Source organism: Rhizomicrobium electricum, assembly GCF_011762045.1.
Taxonomy (GTDB): Bacteria; Pseudomonadota; Alphaproteobacteria; order Micropepsales; family Micropepsaceae; genus Rhizomicrobium; species Rhizomicrobium electricum.
The window spans coordinates 509533-524475 of sequence record NZ_JAASQS010000004.1 but is presented as its reverse complement, the minus strand read 5'-3'; the positions used below and the strand labels follow the sequence as shown (position 1 = coordinate 524475).

15 protein-coding genes and 1 tRNA gene are annotated in these 14943 nt (G+C 64.4%); 8 read left to right on the top strand and 8 right to left on the bottom strand.

Annotated elements, in window-relative coordinates:
* The first annotated feature begins 198 nt into the window (after positions 1-198).
* From FHS84_RS10545 to FHS84_RS10530, 4 genes are all read left to right on the top strand, one after another.
* The gene (locus FHS84_RS10545; protein ID WP_166933857.1) at positions 199-1176 is read left to right on the top strand and encodes a magnesium transporter CorA family protein; all 978 of its coding nucleotides are present in this window, start codon (positions 199-201) and stop codon (positions 1174-1176) included.
* A complete protein-coding gene (locus FHS84_RS10540; RefSeq protein ID WP_166933855.1) occupies positions 1173-2075 on the top strand; it encodes a DMT family transporter in 903 nt (300 codons plus the stop codon). Before FHS84_RS10545 ends, FHS84_RS10540 begins: the two co-directional genes overlap by 4 nt.
* Positions 2076-2256: 181 nt before the next feature.
* Positions 2257-3681, top strand: coding sequence for a methyl-accepting chemotaxis protein (locus FHS84_RS10535; RefSeq protein ID WP_166933853.1), 1425 nt, complete (start codon positions 2257-2259; stop codon positions 3679-3681).
* A gap of 308 nt (positions 3682-3989) precedes the next feature.
* Positions 3990-4331 (top strand): GreA/GreB family elongation factor, encoded by a 342-nt coding sequence (locus tag FHS84_RS10530; RefSeq protein ID WP_166933851.1) that lies wholly within the window; start codon positions 3990-3992, stop codon positions 4329-4331.
* 3 nt (positions 4332-4334) lie between these two features.
* Here FHS84_RS10530 and FHS84_RS10525 read toward each other — a convergent pair whose 3' ends face one another.
* The 7 genes from FHS84_RS10525 to FHS84_RS10495 all read right to left on the bottom strand — a co-directional run bounded on the left by FHS84_RS10525 (position 4335) and on the right by FHS84_RS10495 (position 11531).
* Positions 4335-4844 (bottom strand): hydrolase, encoded by a 510-nt coding sequence (locus FHS84_RS10525; RefSeq protein ID WP_166933849.1) that lies wholly within the window; start codon positions 4842-4844, stop codon positions 4335-4337.
* A gap of 127 nt (positions 4845-4971) precedes the next feature.
* On the bottom strand, positions 4972-5337 hold the full coding sequence (locus FHS84_RS10520) for a hypothetical protein (protein WP_166933847.1): 366 nt from the start codon (positions 5335-5337) through the stop codon (positions 4972-4974).
* Positions 5338-5385: 48 nt separating this feature from the next.
* Positions 5386-6012 (bottom strand): hypothetical protein, encoded by a 627-nt coding sequence (locus FHS84_RS10515; RefSeq protein ID WP_166933845.1) that lies wholly within the window; start codon positions 6010-6012, stop codon positions 5386-5388.
* A complete protein-coding gene (locus tag FHS84_RS10510; protein ID WP_166933843.1) occupies positions 6009-6974 on the bottom strand; it encodes a D-alanine--D-alanine ligase family protein in 966 nt (321 codons plus the stop codon). The genes FHS84_RS10515 and FHS84_RS10510 overlap by 4 nt, the downstream gene beginning before the upstream one ends.
* Positions 6971-7960 carry a D-alanine--D-alanine ligase family protein gene (locus FHS84_RS10505; protein ID WP_166933841.1) on the bottom strand — a complete coding sequence of 330 codons (990 nt, stop codon included), beginning with the start codon at positions 7958-7960 and terminating at the stop codon, positions 6971-6973. The genes FHS84_RS10510 and FHS84_RS10505 overlap by 4 nt, the downstream gene beginning before the upstream one ends.
* 251 nt (positions 7961-8211) lie before the next feature.
* Positions 8212-9489 (bottom strand): KamA family radical SAM protein, encoded by a 1278-nt coding sequence (locus FHS84_RS10500; protein ID WP_166933839.1) that lies wholly within the window; start codon positions 9487-9489, stop codon positions 8212-8214.
* A 359-nt stretch (positions 9490-9848) separates the two neighbouring features.
* Positions 9849-11531 carry an ArnT family glycosyltransferase gene (locus tag FHS84_RS10495; RefSeq protein ID WP_166933837.1) on the bottom strand — a complete coding sequence of 561 codons (1683 nt, stop codon included), beginning with the start codon at positions 11529-11531 and terminating at the stop codon, positions 9849-9851.
* Between the two features lie 203 nt (positions 11532-11734).
* On the opposite strand from FHS84_RS10495, the gene FHS84_RS10490 reads away from it, so the two are divergent.
* From FHS84_RS10490 to FHS84_RS10475, 4 genes are all read left to right on the top strand, one after another.
* A complete protein-coding gene (locus FHS84_RS10490) occupies positions 11735-12457 on the top strand; it encodes a glycosyltransferase family 2 protein (RefSeq protein ID WP_166933835.1) in 723 nt (240 codons plus the stop codon).
* The gene (locus FHS84_RS10485; protein ID WP_166933832.1) at positions 12458-12808 is read left to right on the top strand and encodes a lipid-A-disaccharide synthase N-terminal domain-containing protein; all 351 of its coding nucleotides are present in this window, start codon (positions 12458-12460) and stop codon (positions 12806-12808) included. It abuts the gene before it with no gap.
* Between the two features lie 58 nt (positions 12809-12866).
* Positions 12867-13319 (top strand): hypothetical protein, encoded by a 453-nt coding sequence (locus tag FHS84_RS10480; RefSeq protein WP_166933830.1) that lies wholly within the window; start codon positions 12867-12869, stop codon positions 13317-13319.
* Between the two features lie 191 nt (positions 13320-13510).
* A tRNA-Ser gene (locus tag FHS84_RS10475) sits at positions 13511-13601 on the top strand.
* A 76-nt stretch (positions 13602-13677) separates the two neighbouring features.
* On the opposite strand, the gene FHS84_RS22230 is transcribed toward FHS84_RS10475, so the two are convergent.
* Entirely contained in the window at positions 13678-14829 is a 1152-nt protein-coding gene (locus tag FHS84_RS22230; RefSeq protein WP_208393794.1) for an oligogalacturonate lyase family protein, read from the bottom strand.
* Between the last annotated feature and the right edge of the window lie 114 nt (positions 14830-14943).

Below are 14943 nucleotides of genomic sequence, written 5' to 3'. Positions count from 1 at the left end.
CGAGCTGCGCTTCTTGCGGCCCAAGCGACTGTTCGGGTTCGATGGAACGGCGGACGGACGACCAAGCTCCCCACGGGCTCTTGAGGCCCCAGGTGGACACGATCTTCCGTCCGCCACCGCGCCGGTCAGCTTAACCGATCTGCGGGACTTCAAGTTACAAGGTAGTCCCATCCCAATTTCCGTTCCGGACACCGTCCGATGCTGAAGACCTACCTGCCGCTGAACGGCGGCCTCAGAATTGTTCCGGATGTGGACAGCGCGGATGTTCCCCGTGAGGCGCTGTGGATCGACTTGTTCGATCCGACCCCCGAAGAACGCCAGGCCGTCAACAACACCCTCGGCCTCGACCTGCCGACCCGCGCCGACATGGAAGAGATCGAGGTGTCATCGCGGCTGTATGCCGAGAACGGCGCGCTCTACATGACCGCCCTGGTGCTGGCCAATTCCGGCACCGAAAGCCCGGTCGCAGGCGTGGTGACCTTTGCCCTGGTCCGCAACACCCTCATCACCATCCGCTATACCGAGCCGCAGCCCTTCCGGACCTTCGAAGCCCGCTGCCGTCGCGGCACCGTTCCCGCCACCAAGGCCGAGAACGTGCTGCTCGACCTGCTCGACGTCATCATCGACCGGCTCGCCGACATTCAGGAACGCGCCTCGACCGAGATCGAACTCATCAGCCGCGATATCTTCGATCCCGACAACACCCAGCACCCAATCACGTCCCGCGAATTCCAGGACGTATTGCGCGCCCTCGGCCGCAAGCACGATCTGGCCGGCAAGATCCGCGAAAGCCTGCTCACCATCTCGCGCATGCTGGCGTTCCTGCAGCAGGCCCTCGACACCATGCCGAACAAGGACACCATCCCGCACGTCAAGACGCTGACGCGCGACGTGAACTCGCTGCAGGACCACCTCAACTATCTCACCAGCCGCTTGTCGTACCTGCTCGACGCCACGCTCGGCCTCATCAACATCGACCAGAACAACATCATCAAGATCATGTCGGTCGCCGCGATGGTGTTCCTGCCGCCGACCCTGTTCGCCTCGGTCTGGGGCATGAACTTCCAGCACATGCCGGAACTCAGCGAGGTTTGGGGCTATCCGCTCGCCTGGGCCATCATGGTCATCTCTGCCGTGGTTCCCTACATCTGGTTCAAGCGTAAAGGCTGGCTTTGAGAAACAACGCGCTGGCGATCGCGCTCAAGCTGGCGCAGTCGCTCGCCTTCTCCGTCATGTACGCCGCGATCAAGCTGGCCGGGCCGGTGCCGATCGGCCAGGTCGTGTTCTATCGCGGTTTCTTCGCGCTGCTGCCGCTCTTCCTCTGGACCTGCTTCACGGTGGGGCCGCGCGCGGCGATCCGGACCGAGCGGCCGCTGGTGCACGTGGTGCGCGGCGCGGTGGGCGTGGCCGCGATGTTCACCAACTTCACGGCGCTGGCGCTGTTGCCGCTCGTCACCGTCACGGCGTTCGGCTTCATGCAGCCGATCTTCGCGGTGGTGTTGGCGGCGATCATGCTCAAGGAGCATGCCGGTCCGTGGCGCTGGGCGGCGGTGATCATCGGCTTCGCCGGCGTATTGCTGATGATGGAGCCCCACGGCGGGCTCGACGCGCTGTTGGCGCTGAAGCCGTCGAAGGGCGTGTTCTACGCCCTCGCCTTCACGCTGTTGTCGGCGTTCATCGTGGTGTGGATCCGGCAGATGTCGACCACCGAGCGCTCGGAAGCCATCGTGTTCTATTTTATGAGCGCCTGCGCCGTGACCGGTCTGGTGGTGATGGCGTTCGACCGCGTGCCGCTCTCCTGGACCCAGATCGGCTGGCTGGTGAGCTGCGGCCTGTTCGGCGGCATGGGACAGGTACTGATGACCTATTCCTACCGCTATGGCGAACCCTCGCTGCTGGCGCCGTTCGACTACACCGCCATGGTCTGGGCCATGCTGCTCGGCTGGTTCGTGCTCGGCGAGCGGCCGGAGGCGATGGTGCTCACCGGCGCTGGCGTGGTGATTGCCTCGGGTCTATTGATCGCATGGCGCGAATACCGTCACCGCGTCGAGATCCCGAACGAGCAGATGACGTAGGCCTGCGAAGTTTTCACCGAAGGGTTGTTTCGGCCACGCGCTTTATCGCAAAAGTCGCGGCAAACTTAGTGAAAACACGTACCAACTTTACGGCTTCTTCATCGTAACCGGCCAAAACTCTGACGGCAGACGCTCCCTTGTGGAACAGTTCCAATCTTCCGATCCTGCCGAGAGAGAACAAATGCTTTTCCAGCGCCGCGATAACTCTGCGCAAGCCGTATTGGATGCGCTCGACAAATCCCTTGCGATCATCGAATTCACGCCGGAGGGCAAAATTCTCCGCGCCAATGCGAACTTCTGCAACGCGCTTGGCTATACCGCGGGCGAGATCGTCGGCCAGCACCATAGCCTGTTTGTCGAACCGGCCTACGCACAGAGTCCCGAATACCGCGCGTTCTGGGATAAGCTTCGCCGCGGCGAGTTCGACGCGCAGCAGTATCTGCGCATCGGCAAGGGCGGACGGCGCGTCTGGATTCAGGCGACCTATAACCCGGTGCGCGGCGCCGACGGGCGCGTCGAAAAGGTCGTGAAGATCTCCACCGACATCACCGCGCGGGTGAACGCGGTCCACGCCGTCGGCGATGCGCTGTCCGATCTCGCCGGTGGCAAGCTGGAACGGCGCATCACCACGAGTTTCCCGGCAGACCTCGAAAAGATCCGGACCGATTTCAACAGAGCGGGCGAAGCGCTGCAGGAGGCGCTCAGCCGCGTCGCCACCAGCACGCACACCATCGCCAGTGCCGCCGGAGAAATCGGCAGCGCTTCCGACGATCTGTCGCGCCGCACCGAGCAGCAGGCCGCCAGCCTCGAAGAAACCGCTGCGGCGCTGGAAGAAATCACCGCCACCGTCAAACAGACGGCCACCAACGCCAAGGAAGCCTCGCAGAGCGTGGCGGGCGCGAAGAATGCGGCCGAAAGCGGCGGACGCGTGGTCGAAACCGCGGTCAAGGCGATGGACGCCATCGCCCAGTCGTCCAAGCAGATCACCGACATCATCGGCGTCATCGATGAGATCGCCTTCCAGACCAACCTGCTCGCCTTGAACGCCGGCGTCGAAGCGGCGCGCGCCGGCGATGCCGGCAAGGGCTTCGCGGTCGTCGCGAGCGAAGTGCGCGCCTTGGCGCAGCGTTCGTCGGAAGCGGCCAAACAGATCAAAGCGCTGATCAACACCTCGAGCGGGCATGTCAGCGACGGCGTCAAATATGTCGGCGAAACCGGTCAGGCCTTGAAGCGCATCGTCGATCAGGTGCTGCAGATCAACGCCCTGGTGGGCGAAATGGCCCAGGCCGCCGAACAGCAGGCCAGCGGCATCGAACAGGTCAACGCCGCCGTGGCGCAGATGGATCAGGTCACGCAGCAGAACGCCGCCATGGTCGAGCAATCGACGGCCGCCGCCCGCAATCTGACGGGCGAAACCGGCCAACTCGCCGAGATGATCGGCTTCTTCTCGGTCGGCGAAAACACGGCGACGCAGTTCGCCAGCGCAAAGCGGCCCGCGGCTCCGGCGGCACGGCCGGCACGCAAACCCGCGGCGGTCAAGCGTGCGGCAGCGGGCGGCGGCAGGTCCGTTCCCGCGGCGGACGCCGGCGACTGGACCGAATTCTGACACCGTAATGCCGGGCCGCCCGATGCGTTCAACACGCGCGCGGGCGGCACGACCTTACGTTGATTGAGACAACATACGAAATTTCGCATTGTTGCCGCGTTTTCATCCTGTCGCAGGTTGAAAACCGGCGTCGTGCTGCCTAACTCTGAAGCATGACGGCACTGCTTCACAAATCCGCTCATCGCGCCGGACGCTTGGCTAAAGGCGAATAGGCCCGGACGGGCCACGCCTGCAGCGTCCGGGAACCACCCTCTCCGACACAATCAGACCGCCGCGCTGCCCTTGGCATGCGCGTGAGGAGACATGCGATGAAGACCATCACCACCCTGCCGCCCGTTTCATCCCGCGATGCCGATCCCCGGATCGTGCTGCGCCAGCCGCCCGGCGACCACGGCATCGTCAATCTCGGCGAGGCTGTGCTCTATCACGACCAGAAAACCGGGCGGACGCGGCGCGTGCGTATAGTGCTGCCGCAAGATGTCGATCCCGAACGCGGCCGCATCTCGGTTTATTCGCCGGTCGGAGCGGCGCTGATGGGCCTGCATGTCGGCCAGAGCGCGGACTGGGAAGACCGCCACGGCAACCGCCGCACGCTGAAAGTCCTCAGCATCGAGGACAATCTCGAGCCGGTGGGCTATCTCAATGTGTGACGGCTACAGAACCTCGCCGATGCCCACGACATAGTTCTTGCCGCGCTTCTCGGCGCACTTGGGACAGGTGGTGTAGTAGAAGAACAGGCGGCCCATCTTGCGGCCCATGTCTTCGATGTCGGAACGCATTTCGCCGACCCAGACATAGGCGTCGCGATAAGGGCCTTCGAATACGCGGGTGACGAAATCGCCCGTGAGCGTAACGTTCTCGAGGCCGGGCACGTCTTTGGTCACGGTGAAGAAGTGCTCGCCGCGCCACGCCGAGGAATCGTTCGACAGGATGATGAACTCGGGGTCGTCGGCACCGGCGGCCTTGATCGCCTCCCAGGTGCGTCCGAACACCGGACCCATGTCGAGCGGAATGTGCATCACGCTATGCGTCGTCGCCCGCACGAAGCGGCGGTCGCGGAAATGCAGGTCGAGATTGTCCCACGGCGCGGGATCGAAAGCAGGACAGCAGCAGCCCGGCTCGAGCTTGGTAAAATCGGTCACCGGAAGGCGGTTCGGCTCCATGCTATTCCCCCATGAAGAACCCAGGCGAGTCTAGCACAGACGCGACGAGTTTGGTGGACGGGCCGCAGCCCATCGGCAACGAGAACGGTCTCGCGCCGATGGACAAATTCGACCGCCAAGCCGCCCGTCACTTCTTCGGCGGGAATTTCTTGGCGCAGACCATCTGGCCTTCCAGGAACGCGCGCGTTCCCATCGCCAGATTGCGGTCCTTGCCGTTCATCATGGACTTCTTGCGCTGCTCCGGCGGCTGTTGCAGCGCTGCGGCGAGGGCTTGCTGTTCGGCGGGCTTGGCCTTCGCTTTGACCTGATCGACGATGCAGGGGCAGATGGCCGCGAGATAATCCGGCGTGATCTTGAAGCTCTTGGCGTGCATCAGGAGATCTTCGCTCTTGCAGATGCGCAGGATCGTATCGGGTGCGCTTTCGGCAGCTGCCGGTACGCCGACCAGGGCGATGGCTACGGCGGCAAGACTCGCAATAGAGACAAAACGCATGGACAAGCCCCTCAATGTTTTCATTGGAAGCTTAGCGCCGCCTTCCGGTTAACGGGGCAGGAAACGCTCAATCGGGCCTGCGGCAGAACATCTCTGGGTAGAAAATCCGGCTAGCCCATCGAGTTCGGCGATGAACGCGTCTCCGAAGTAGTACCGCAACTCGTTGCGCACGCCTTCGTAGAGGGTCGCGCCCTCGCCGCTGCAGACCAGCGTCCGGTCGAGCGTTTCCGGCGACGGCACCAGGGCGCCGTATTCGAACGTCACCGGAAACAGGATCGAGACCAGCGGCTTGAAGCGGTGGTAATCGAGCCCCTGACGCAAGCACCACGCATGAATACGGCAGCCGCGGGCGCTCGAATCCGCGAACACGCATTGGCCATTACGCGTGGCGGTCCGGCCGTAGGCGCCCGACGGAAATTCGGGGTCGGACACCAGTTCGCCGGTGAGCCAGTCCGCCGGCGGCACACCCACGAACGCTGCGAAGTCCGATCCCAAGCCGCGCAAGGCATTGATGTTGGCCGCATCGATGTCGACGCCGTAGGAACAGCATTGGTCGGCGCAGAAACCGCAATCCATGCACGCCGCGAAATAGCGCAGCGCGAAAATCCGCTCGTCGACACGGTCGATCGTCGGCGCGCCGAGCCCGCAGGCATAAGCGCGCGACAGCGCAATCATCGCACCGCTTCCTTGACGATGCCTTCGACCAGATCGGCATAGGAAAGACCGGCTTCATTCGCGGCCGCGATCAGACCCGCATCGGGCGCGATGCCGGGGTTGGGATTGATCTCGAGGATCAGCGCACGCCCGTCACCGTCGACACGGAAATCGACCCGAGCAGTGCCGCGGCAGGAAAACAGGTGCCAGCATTCCTCGCACAAGAAGCGCAGTTCGCGCGCCAGCGCCGGTTCGCGATATTCGACTCCGAAGCGGCGCACCGTCTTCACGGATTCGAACGAGGCGTCGTCCCATTTGGCGTTGTAGCCGACGATGCGCGGCCGCTCGACCGGCCAGCCGACGAACATCATCTCGGCCATCGGCAACACGTGCGGCTCGCCGTTCTGTTCGACCATCGCGATGTTGAATTCGCGCCCGTCGATGAATTCCTCGGCGAACCAGCGCCCGCCGAACCTGGCCGCAGACGCCGCCGCGCGCGCCTCCACCTCGGGGGCTTCGACCACCGCACCGTCGTCGAGGCCGACCGACGCGTCCTCGTCGGCGCATTTGACGATCCAGCGGCCGGCGCCAAGTCCGTTCCAATGCGGCGGCTCGGCCCAGGCCGGCGTCGGCAGACCGGCGTCGCGCAGCATCGTCTTGGTGCGCGGCTTGTCGCCGGTAATGACGAGCGAGCGCGCTCCGGCGCCGGTGAACGGCACCCCGATCTCGGCCAGCATCTGCGGCGCCAGATACGCCAGCCGCCCCTCGCCTTCGATCCCTTCGACCAGATTGAACACGACGTCGGGGCGATGCGGCGTCACCAGTTTGCGCAAGGCTTCGCGATCGTTGACGTACGCCGCCAGCGGCGCCGTGTGGCCGCGGGAAACGAGCGCCTCGGCAATGGCGCTGGCGGCAATCAGCGTGTCCTGGTCTTCCGGCGGAGCGTCGGGCGGCACGTCGGAATGAAGGACCAGAACTTTCATGATGCGAGCTGTGGGTTGCGTTTGAAGAACGACGCCATGAAGCGGCCGATCAGGTCGTTGTAGCTGATGCCTTTGAACTCTGCGATCAGACAGAGATCGGAAAAGCCGGGATTCAATCCGGCGAGCGGATTGACCTCGATGAATTGCGGCCGGCCCGACGCATCGCAGCGCACATCGATCCGCCCGCCATCGCGGCAGCGCAGCGCCCGCCACGCCTTCAGCGCGACCTTGCCGGCGGCATCGGCAAATTCGGGCGGCGCCAACTCGATGGCCAGCTTGTCTTCCCACTCTTCCTGCTTGTTCTCATAGCCATACCCGGCCCCGACATAGCCGGCGAGCGGCACGATTTCGGTAACGCCCAGCACTTCGGCATCGGCGCCGGTGCCGGTAATGCCGACGGTGAATTCGCGACCGGGCAGGAAGGTCTCGACCAGTACCGGCTGAGCAAACCGTTTCAGAAGATCGGCGGCCACCGCTTTGAGCCCGGCAGCATCCTCCACCCGCGAATTGCGGTCGACGCCCTTGCCCGAGCCTTCCGCCACCGGTTTCAGGAACAGCGGATAGGGAAGGTCGATGTGGTCGGCGTCGGCGGGCGTTTCGATCACCGCGAAGTCCGGCGTCGGCACCCCGGCATCGCGCACGATGCGCTTGCACATCGCCTTGTCGAGGCTGACCGCCAGCGTCAGCGTGTCGGAGAAGACGTAGGGAATGTCGTAGGCCTCAAGCAGCGCCGGCACCTGGGCCTCGCGCGCTAGCCCCTTCACGCCTTCGCAGAAATTGAAGACGCCGTCCCAGCGCTCGCCCGCCACCAGCCGTTCGGCCAGACGTTTCACCGTCCCGATCCGCACCGGCTCGAGACCCAGCGCGACGAGCGCTTCGCAAATGGCAGCGATGGTGCGTTCGCTGTCGAACTCGGCAGCGTCTTCTTCGCTCCAGCCTTGGGCGAGATAGTCGGATTTCAGATCGTAGGTTACGCCGATACGCATATGGCTTTCCTCCCCCGCGGGGGTCAACAACCCGCACCGCACCTTGGTGAAATAGCGGGGGAGGTGGCGCGCGGCGAGATCTGCGCGACGGAGGGGGGAGTAATTACTGTTCGAGATAATGACGAGGGAGGCAACGCCCGCGACACTCCCCCCTCCGCTTCGCTTTGCTCAGCACCTCCCCCGCTCTTCCGCCGGCGTGCATCTTCGCTGACGGAGCACCGCGGGGGAGGAAAGGCGTTGGCGTGCATGGATTACTCTTTTCCGCCCAGCGTCCCGCCGGGATCGGGGTAGCTGAAGGTCTTGCCTTCGAAATTCCTGAGCAGCAGCTTGTCGCCGTCGCGGCCGATGATGTTGTCGGGCGCGATCTGGATCTTGCCGCCGCCTCCCGGCGCATCGATGGCGAAGATCGGCGTGGCATAGCCGGTGGTGTGGCCGCGCAGCGCCTTGATGATCTCGATCCCCTTCGACACGTCGCCGCGGAAATGGGCCGAGCCGCGGATCGGGTCGCAGGCATAGAGGTAATACGGCTTCACCCGGCAGGTTAAGAGGCCCTGCATCAGCGGCACCATTACGGCGGGATCGTCGTTGATGTCCTTCAAAAGCACCGTCTGCGAGCCGAGCGGAATGCCGGCGTCGGCCAGCCGCCCGGTGGCTTCCCGCATTTCCGCCGTCAGTTCCTTGGGATGGGTGACGTGCAGGCTGATGAACAGCGGATGATGCTTCTTCAGCATCTTGGCGAAATCCTTGGTGATCCGCTGCGGCAGCACGATCGGCATCTTGGTGCCGATGCGCAGGAATTCGATGTGCTTCATCGCCCGAAGACGGGTCAGAAGCCAATCCAGCTTCTCGTCGCCGATGGTGAAGGGGTCGCCGCCCGAAAGCAGCACGTCGCGGATCTCGGTATGGACCTCGATGTAGGCGAGCGCCTCTTCCCACTGTTTCATGGCGAACTGGTACTCGCCGCCCGGATTGCCGACCACGCGGGCGCGAGTGCAATAGCGGCAATAGGTCGAGCAGGTGCCGGTGGTCAGGAACAGGACGCGGTCGGGATAGCGATGGACGATGCCGGGCACCGGGCTGTCGTGATCCTCGCCGAGCGGATCGTCGGCCTCGCCGGGCGTGAAACGATACTCGCCGCCGGTCATCACATGGGTGCGGCGCAAGGGTTCCGACGGATCGTCGAGCCCCATCAGCGAGGCGTAGTACGGCGTGATGCCGACCGGCAGCGAGCCTTCATGGCGCGCGACGGCGTCGCGCTCGTCGGCGGAGAGCGTGAAAATCCGGGAGAGTTCGGCACCATTGCGGATGCGGGAACGCATCTGCCAGCGCCAGTCGTTCCATTCGGCGGTCGAGGTGCCGGGGAAAAAGCGGCGGTAAAACGCCTTGGTGTCGGAGTTGACGGGAAAACGAAGAACGGCCCGGCTGGGCTTGATCTTGGTCGGCGCGTTCTTGAAGGGGGAAGCCGGCGTGTCTGGGTCCGGCCGTTGCGGAGGTTTGAGGTCATGCCCCCGCAGTGCTTGGAGACTCATCGTCGTCTCATGACGCTCCGAACGATTGCGATCCGTGCGAAGACCACAACGGCCTTCCATCGACGAGTGCAACGCTCATCCGGATAATTAGTTCGTTGTTTCGATCCGTCAAGTGAAAGCGAAGGCATCGTTTCTGCCCCCGCGCGACGGAGCGATACATCTTAGGTGTCATCCCGGGCGCAGTGTTCGGCGCGCAGCGACAAACACGAAGACCCAGGACCCACTCCGACACCACACAGATTTCCGCGTGGGTCCCGGATCGCGCCCTTGTGCCAAACTTCGAAATCGCCTCGGGCGCGTCCGGGATGACAGCGAGGGGGGGCGCCAAAAAGCCTGTGAATAAAGGCGTTCCTGCACCCTCACTCGGCCGGCGGCGGCGGGCTCCAGGTCTGCGGCGCCACCCGCCAGATGCGGATATGCACCTTGCGGCCGTTGGAATAGTTGAGGCCGTCGACGGCGCCGACCTCCACCGCCTCGAGCTCCCGCTGGACGAGACGCGCACCGAACGCCGCCTGTTCGCGGCTCTCGATGACGGCAAGACCACCCTCGCCCGCCTTGGCGTCGGCGGCGCTGGCACCGCCGTCGGTCAGCCGCGTCTCGGTTCCGGTGAGGAACAGCATGCTCGGTTCGATGTAACCGGCCAGGGCCGGGGGCGGATCGCCCGGCCGCTCCAGCGTGTGCAACGTCGCCGCCAGCCGCGGGCTGACCCAGAGCTGTGACAAGGTTGGGCCGACGCCGGCCGTGAGGAGTGGATAGGCGATCAACGGCGCCGCCAGCACAGCCAAGGCAGCAGCCAGCATCTGACGCCGGAAATAGAACACCAGCGCCGCAATCGCGACGGCAACGAACAAAACCGCCGGCGCCAGCGCCCACCATGCCGGGCCGTCGCCGTATTTTGCCGGCAGCAACACCGGCGCCGCGGCGAACACGACGGCGCCGAGCGCAAACTGGACCGGCGCCACACCGAACGCGATCTTGTCCCACCAATTTCTGGCGGCTTGCGGCCACGCCGCCCACAGCGCCGACAGGATCGCCAGCACCGGATAGAGCGGCAGCACGTAATGCGGCAGTTTGGTCGGCACCAGTTCGAACACGACCCAGGTGGCGAGCCAGACGAGCAGGAAGCGGATCGCCGGATCGCGATGCTGGCGTAGCGCCACGACCAAACCCGGCAGCAGGAACAGCACCGCCGGCCAGAACGACGGCGTCAGCGCGATCAGGAAATAGCCCGGTGGGAAGCCGTGGCTCTCCTGGCCGCCGGCGAGCTTGGTGGCGAAGTCGTTGCCCAGCGACTGCTGGAAGAACTGCCAATGGCTCTTGATGCCGATGGCGATCACCCAGGGAGCGACCATAGCCAGCACGATGGCGATGCCGATCAGCGGTCGCGTGCCGCCGAGCCAGCGCCACTGCCGGGTCCACAGAGAAAGACCGACGGCGGTCAGTCCGGTCACGGCGAGAATCACCGGCCCCTTGACCAGCACCGCCAGTCCGAACGCGACCCATCCGGCGAGCACCACCCAGCGGGACGGCGCCGCGATGGTTCCATTGGCGGCGAGCCACACCCGGAACAGCACCGCCTGCGCCCCGAGAATGCAGGCCGTCAGAACCGCGTCGGTGGTCGCGATCGTTGCCTCGCCGGTCAGCAGCAGTGTGCCGCCGAGCAAGGCACCGGCGAGCAAGGCGACCTCACGTCGGAGGAAGGCTCCGGCGCACCAGAAGGTCAGCCACACCGTCGCCAGCGCACCGAGCAGCGAGGGCAAGCGATAGGTCCAGATATGCGTGCGTTCGCCGAAACCGGCCACCGCCGTCGCGGCCGACTGCATCCAATAGATGCCGACCGGCTTCTTGTAGCGCGGCACATGACCGAAGCGGATGTCGACGAGATCGCCCGATTCCAGCATCTGCTTGGAGGCTTGGGCGAAGCGGCTCTCGTCGCGGTCGAGCGGCGGCAGGCTGAATACGCCGGGCGCCCACAGGATGAGACAGAACAGCGCCAGGACCAGCCGCGGCCGCCGGGCCGCCCAGTCCAGCCACCCTCCCAATGCTTCCCCATTCGTCATCTGGAACGCCTTTTGTATGCCTCGTGCCGATCAGCGTGTTTCACGCAACCATGGGGCTGACGATGGGTCAATCCGGCACAACCCTGTTTCCCGACGGCATAGCCTTGTATAAGGCCCGCGTCCGTTTGGACCCCAACGCTGCGGAATCAACTCAAGACTATGATGGTATCGAACGGAATTTCGCCATGCCCGTGAAACTGTCGGTCGTCGTGCCGGTGAAAGACGAAGCCGAGAACATCGCGCCACTCGCCCGCGAGATTGCGGCTGCCACGGCGCCGCTCGGCGAGACCGAGATCATCTTCGTCGACGACGGATCGAGCGACGGCACTGCGGCGATTCTGTTGGGCCTGAAGGCCGAAATCCCGGCGCTGCGGGTGATTTCGCATGCCACCAATCTCGGCCAGTCGCGCGCCACCCGCACCGGCGTGCGCGCCGCCAAGGGCGAGATCGTCGTCACCCTCGACGGCGACGGCCAGAACGATCCCGCCGACATTCCCAATCTGGTCGCCCCGTTCGACCGCGGCGATGCGTCGCTAGGCTTGGTCGGCGGCGTGCGCGCCAAGCGCAAGGACACCTCGGCCCGGCGCGTCGCCTCCAGGCTCGCCAACGCCATCCGCCAAGGTCTGCTGCATGACGGCGCCGTCGATTCCGGCTGCGGTCTCAAGGCGTTCCGGCGCGAGGCGTTCCTGGCGCTGCCCTATTTCGATCACCTGCACCGCTTCACCATCGCCATGATGCTGCGCGAGGGCTACCGGGTCGAATTCGTTCCCGTGAACCACCGTCCGCGCCTGCACGGCGCCTCGAAGTACACCAACTTCAACCGCATGCTGGTCGGGATCTACGACCTGTTCGGCGTGCGCTGGCTGCAGCGCCGCATGCGCGGCAAGACCGAAGCGAAGGAACTGTAGATGCTCGACCATTTGGCGCATCTGTTCGGCGTGAACACGGCCTTGGAGGCGGCGTGGCTCGCCGTCGGCTTCGGCGGCCAAGCGCTGTTCGCATCGCGCTTTTTCGTGCAGCTTTTCTACAGCGAGCGCGCCAAGAAAAGCGTGATGCCCATCGCCTTCTGGTATTTCAGCCTGGGCGGCGGCCTCATCACCACGGTCTACGCCCTGCATCTGGGCAAAGTGGGGTTGCCGTTCCTGATCGCGCAAGTCGGCGGGCTTGTCGTCTACGTCCGCAATCTGATGCTGATTTACCGCGAAAAGGCCCGTTTGAAGGCGCTCGGCGCCCACCCCGCCGGGTCCGGACACGATTGACATCGTCTGCCGCGGTGCCGAGACTGCCGCTCACATGGGTTCTGCGGGGAGATCGAAAATGTCGGACGAAGGCAAGGGCCATATCGACGTGCATCCGGGCAAACGCAAAGGCGGCCTGCTGCACTACATTCCGTATTTCCTGTTCATCCTGATCCTGTACGTGGTCGTGAAGGCCATGAACATCGACATGCATGCCACGGTCGGCAACGGCACCTGGGCGATTTCCTGGGGCGAAGTGTTCCTGATCCTGGCCGCCGTGCTGGCCCTGGCCGAGCAGATGAAGGTGTCCCACCCCGGCATCGACAACACCGCGGAAGCGCTGGCGCAGGTCGCAATGGGCGTGGTCCAGCTGGTGCTGTTCGTGCTCGGCGTGGCCGGCGTGGTCGGCTTCGGCTGGTTCAACGACGCCAGCTTCCTGATCCAGACGCTGATCAGCCTGTCGGCCTCGATCGTGGCGATCATGATCAACGCCCGCACCCTGCGCCGGACCATGGCGCTGGGCGACAACTGACGCACGCACGAATGCCGGACATGACGCGGCGGGCCCCCTCCTGAAAGGGGGGATGGGCCTGCCGTTTACCTTTGGACGGACTTTCGGGCAGGGGCGCCCGGCCGGGCGCTTTGTCCCGGTTTGCATTGGCCGGCAAATACGATAAACCGCTGCGCCCAAGTCGGGCGGACCTGCGGGTCCCCCTCTGGTACGGACAGGTGGCCGAGTGGTTGAAGGCGCACGCCTGGAAAGTGTGTGAACGTCAAAAGCGTTCCGCGGGTTCGAATCCCGCCCTGTCCGCCATCCTTCGCCCTGCGGGTTTCAGGTTGCAGGCCTTGGTAGTTCGGCCGAAATTTGCTGCAGCCTCAGAGGGATGGAATTATTTCGCCTTGGCGATCTCGACCGCATAGACCTGCGAAGCGCCGTGCATGTTCGAGCGGAACACCAGCCATTTGCCGTCGGGCGTGAAACTGGCGTTCGGCTCCAAATGATAATTGTGGGTCTTCAGGTCTACCAGTTTTTCGGCCTCAAACACGCCGGTATGGATCAGCGGCAAGCCCGGCGGCGTGGCATGATCGCCGGTTTTCTCATCCGGCATTTCCTGGGGGCGAAAAAGATAGATCCACTTGCCGTCGGAAGCATGGGCCACCATGCCCGGTCCACCGCCATCGCCTGAAAAAAGCGCGCCATCCCGCGACGTGTTGTAATGGACCGACCATTCATCGCGCGCGAGATTGTACCAGAGCCGCCTGCCGGTCGCGATCTCATAGCCCGCCACCCAGAAAACCTGTCCGCGCGGGGTCTGCAGATCATACCAGACCCAATTGCCGTCGGCGGAAAACCACTCGTGACCGGCGATTTCCATCGCCATGGTGCGGCTGTGCACCTTGAGCGGCTTAGCGCCGTCCTCGTCGGTGCGGATCAGCCAGATGCGGTCCACGCGATGCCAGTCGCCCTCGTGGCAAAACAGCAGAAGATTGGGATCGGAAGGCGAGAATTGCAGATGGTTGAGCCAGTCGGACGACGACTGCACCAGGGTGCGGCGTTTGCCGGTCGTCAAGTCGAGCACGAAGATGCGCATGGGGATATTGGCTTCCAGCCGCGCCTTCATCATCTCGCCCTTGGTCTGCGCATGTTTGCCGTCACGCATCAAGCCGTCGCCGCTCACCTTGGCCGGCGGGGCATACTCCTCGACCCCTGCCATCCGCGTTTCGTCGGCATTGATTGTTTGGATCGTGCCGGATGGAATCCGGGCAACCAATCGCGGCGGGCCGCCGGCGGCCGGGACGGCATAGATCGCTTTTGCTGCTGCCGAATTACCGGTGGCGTTCTCGTAGTAAATCGTGCCCGTCTTGCGCCCAACGAACAGCAGATGGAGATGGCCGGTCGCGATCTTGGTCAGCTTGCGGTTGGTGAGATTCACGGTCGCGATGCCGGTTGGCGTCGAGATCACCAGCGTCGTGCCGTCCGGCGTATAGCCATTGACATTGAAATAGAGGCTGAGCGAACCCGGCTCGTCGGATAACTGCACGACTCGGTGGCCGGTGGCGGGGTCAATCCATTCCCGTGGCGCGTCGGCGGCCAACGCACGGACAACGGAAAGAGCGGCTAAAGCGGCCAAGACGGCAAATGCGGTGTTTCGCAA

What these genes read in the sequence shown, in the direction of transcription:
- FHS84_RS10545 (WP_166933857.1), top strand. Translation starts at nt 199, where the DNA reads ATGCTGAAGACCTACCTGCCGCTGAACGGCGGCCTCAGAATTGTTCCG.
- FHS84_RS10535 (WP_166933853.1), top strand. Translation starts at nt 2,257, where the DNA reads ATGCTTTTCCAGCGCCGCGATAACTCTGCGCAAGCCGTATTGGATGCG.
- FHS84_RS10530 (WP_166933851.1), top strand. Translation starts at nt 3,990, where the DNA reads ATGAAGACCATCACCACCCTGCCGCCCGTTTCATCCCGCGATGCCGAT.
- FHS84_RS10525 (WP_166933849.1), bottom strand. Translation starts at nt 4,844, where the DNA reads ATGGAGCCGAACCGCCTTCCGGTGACCGATTTTACCAAGCTCGAGCCG.
- FHS84_RS10520 (WP_166933847.1), bottom strand. Translation starts at nt 5,337, where the DNA reads ATGCGTTTTGTCTCTATTGCGAGTCTTGCCGCCGTAGCCATCGCCCTG.
- FHS84_RS10515 (WP_166933845.1), bottom strand. Translation starts at nt 6,012, where the DNA reads ATGATTGCGCTGTCGCGCGCTTATGCCTGCGGGCTCGGCGCGCCGACG.
- FHS84_RS10510 (WP_166933843.1), bottom strand. Translation starts at nt 6,974, where the DNA reads ATGAAAGTTCTGGTCCTTCATTCCGACGTGCCGCCCGACGCTCCGCCG.
- FHS84_RS10505 (WP_166933841.1), bottom strand. Translation starts at nt 7,960, where the DNA reads ATGCGTATCGGCGTAACCTACGATCTGAAATCCGACTATCTCGCCCAA.
- FHS84_RS10500 (WP_166933839.1), bottom strand. Translation starts at nt 9,489, where the DNA reads ATGAGTCTCCAAGCACTGCGGGGGCATGACCTCAAACCTCCGCAACGG.
- FHS84_RS10490 (WP_166933835.1), top strand. Translation starts at nt 11,735, where the DNA reads ATGCCCGTGAAACTGTCGGTCGTCGTGCCGGTGAAAGACGAAGCCGAG.
- FHS84_RS10485 (WP_166933832.1), top strand. Translation starts at nt 12,458, where the DNA reads ATGCTCGACCATTTGGCGCATCTGTTCGGCGTGAACACGGCCTTGGAG.
- FHS84_RS10480 (WP_166933830.1), top strand. Translation starts at nt 12,867, where the DNA reads ATGTCGGACGAAGGCAAGGGCCATATCGACGTGCATCCGGGCAAACGC.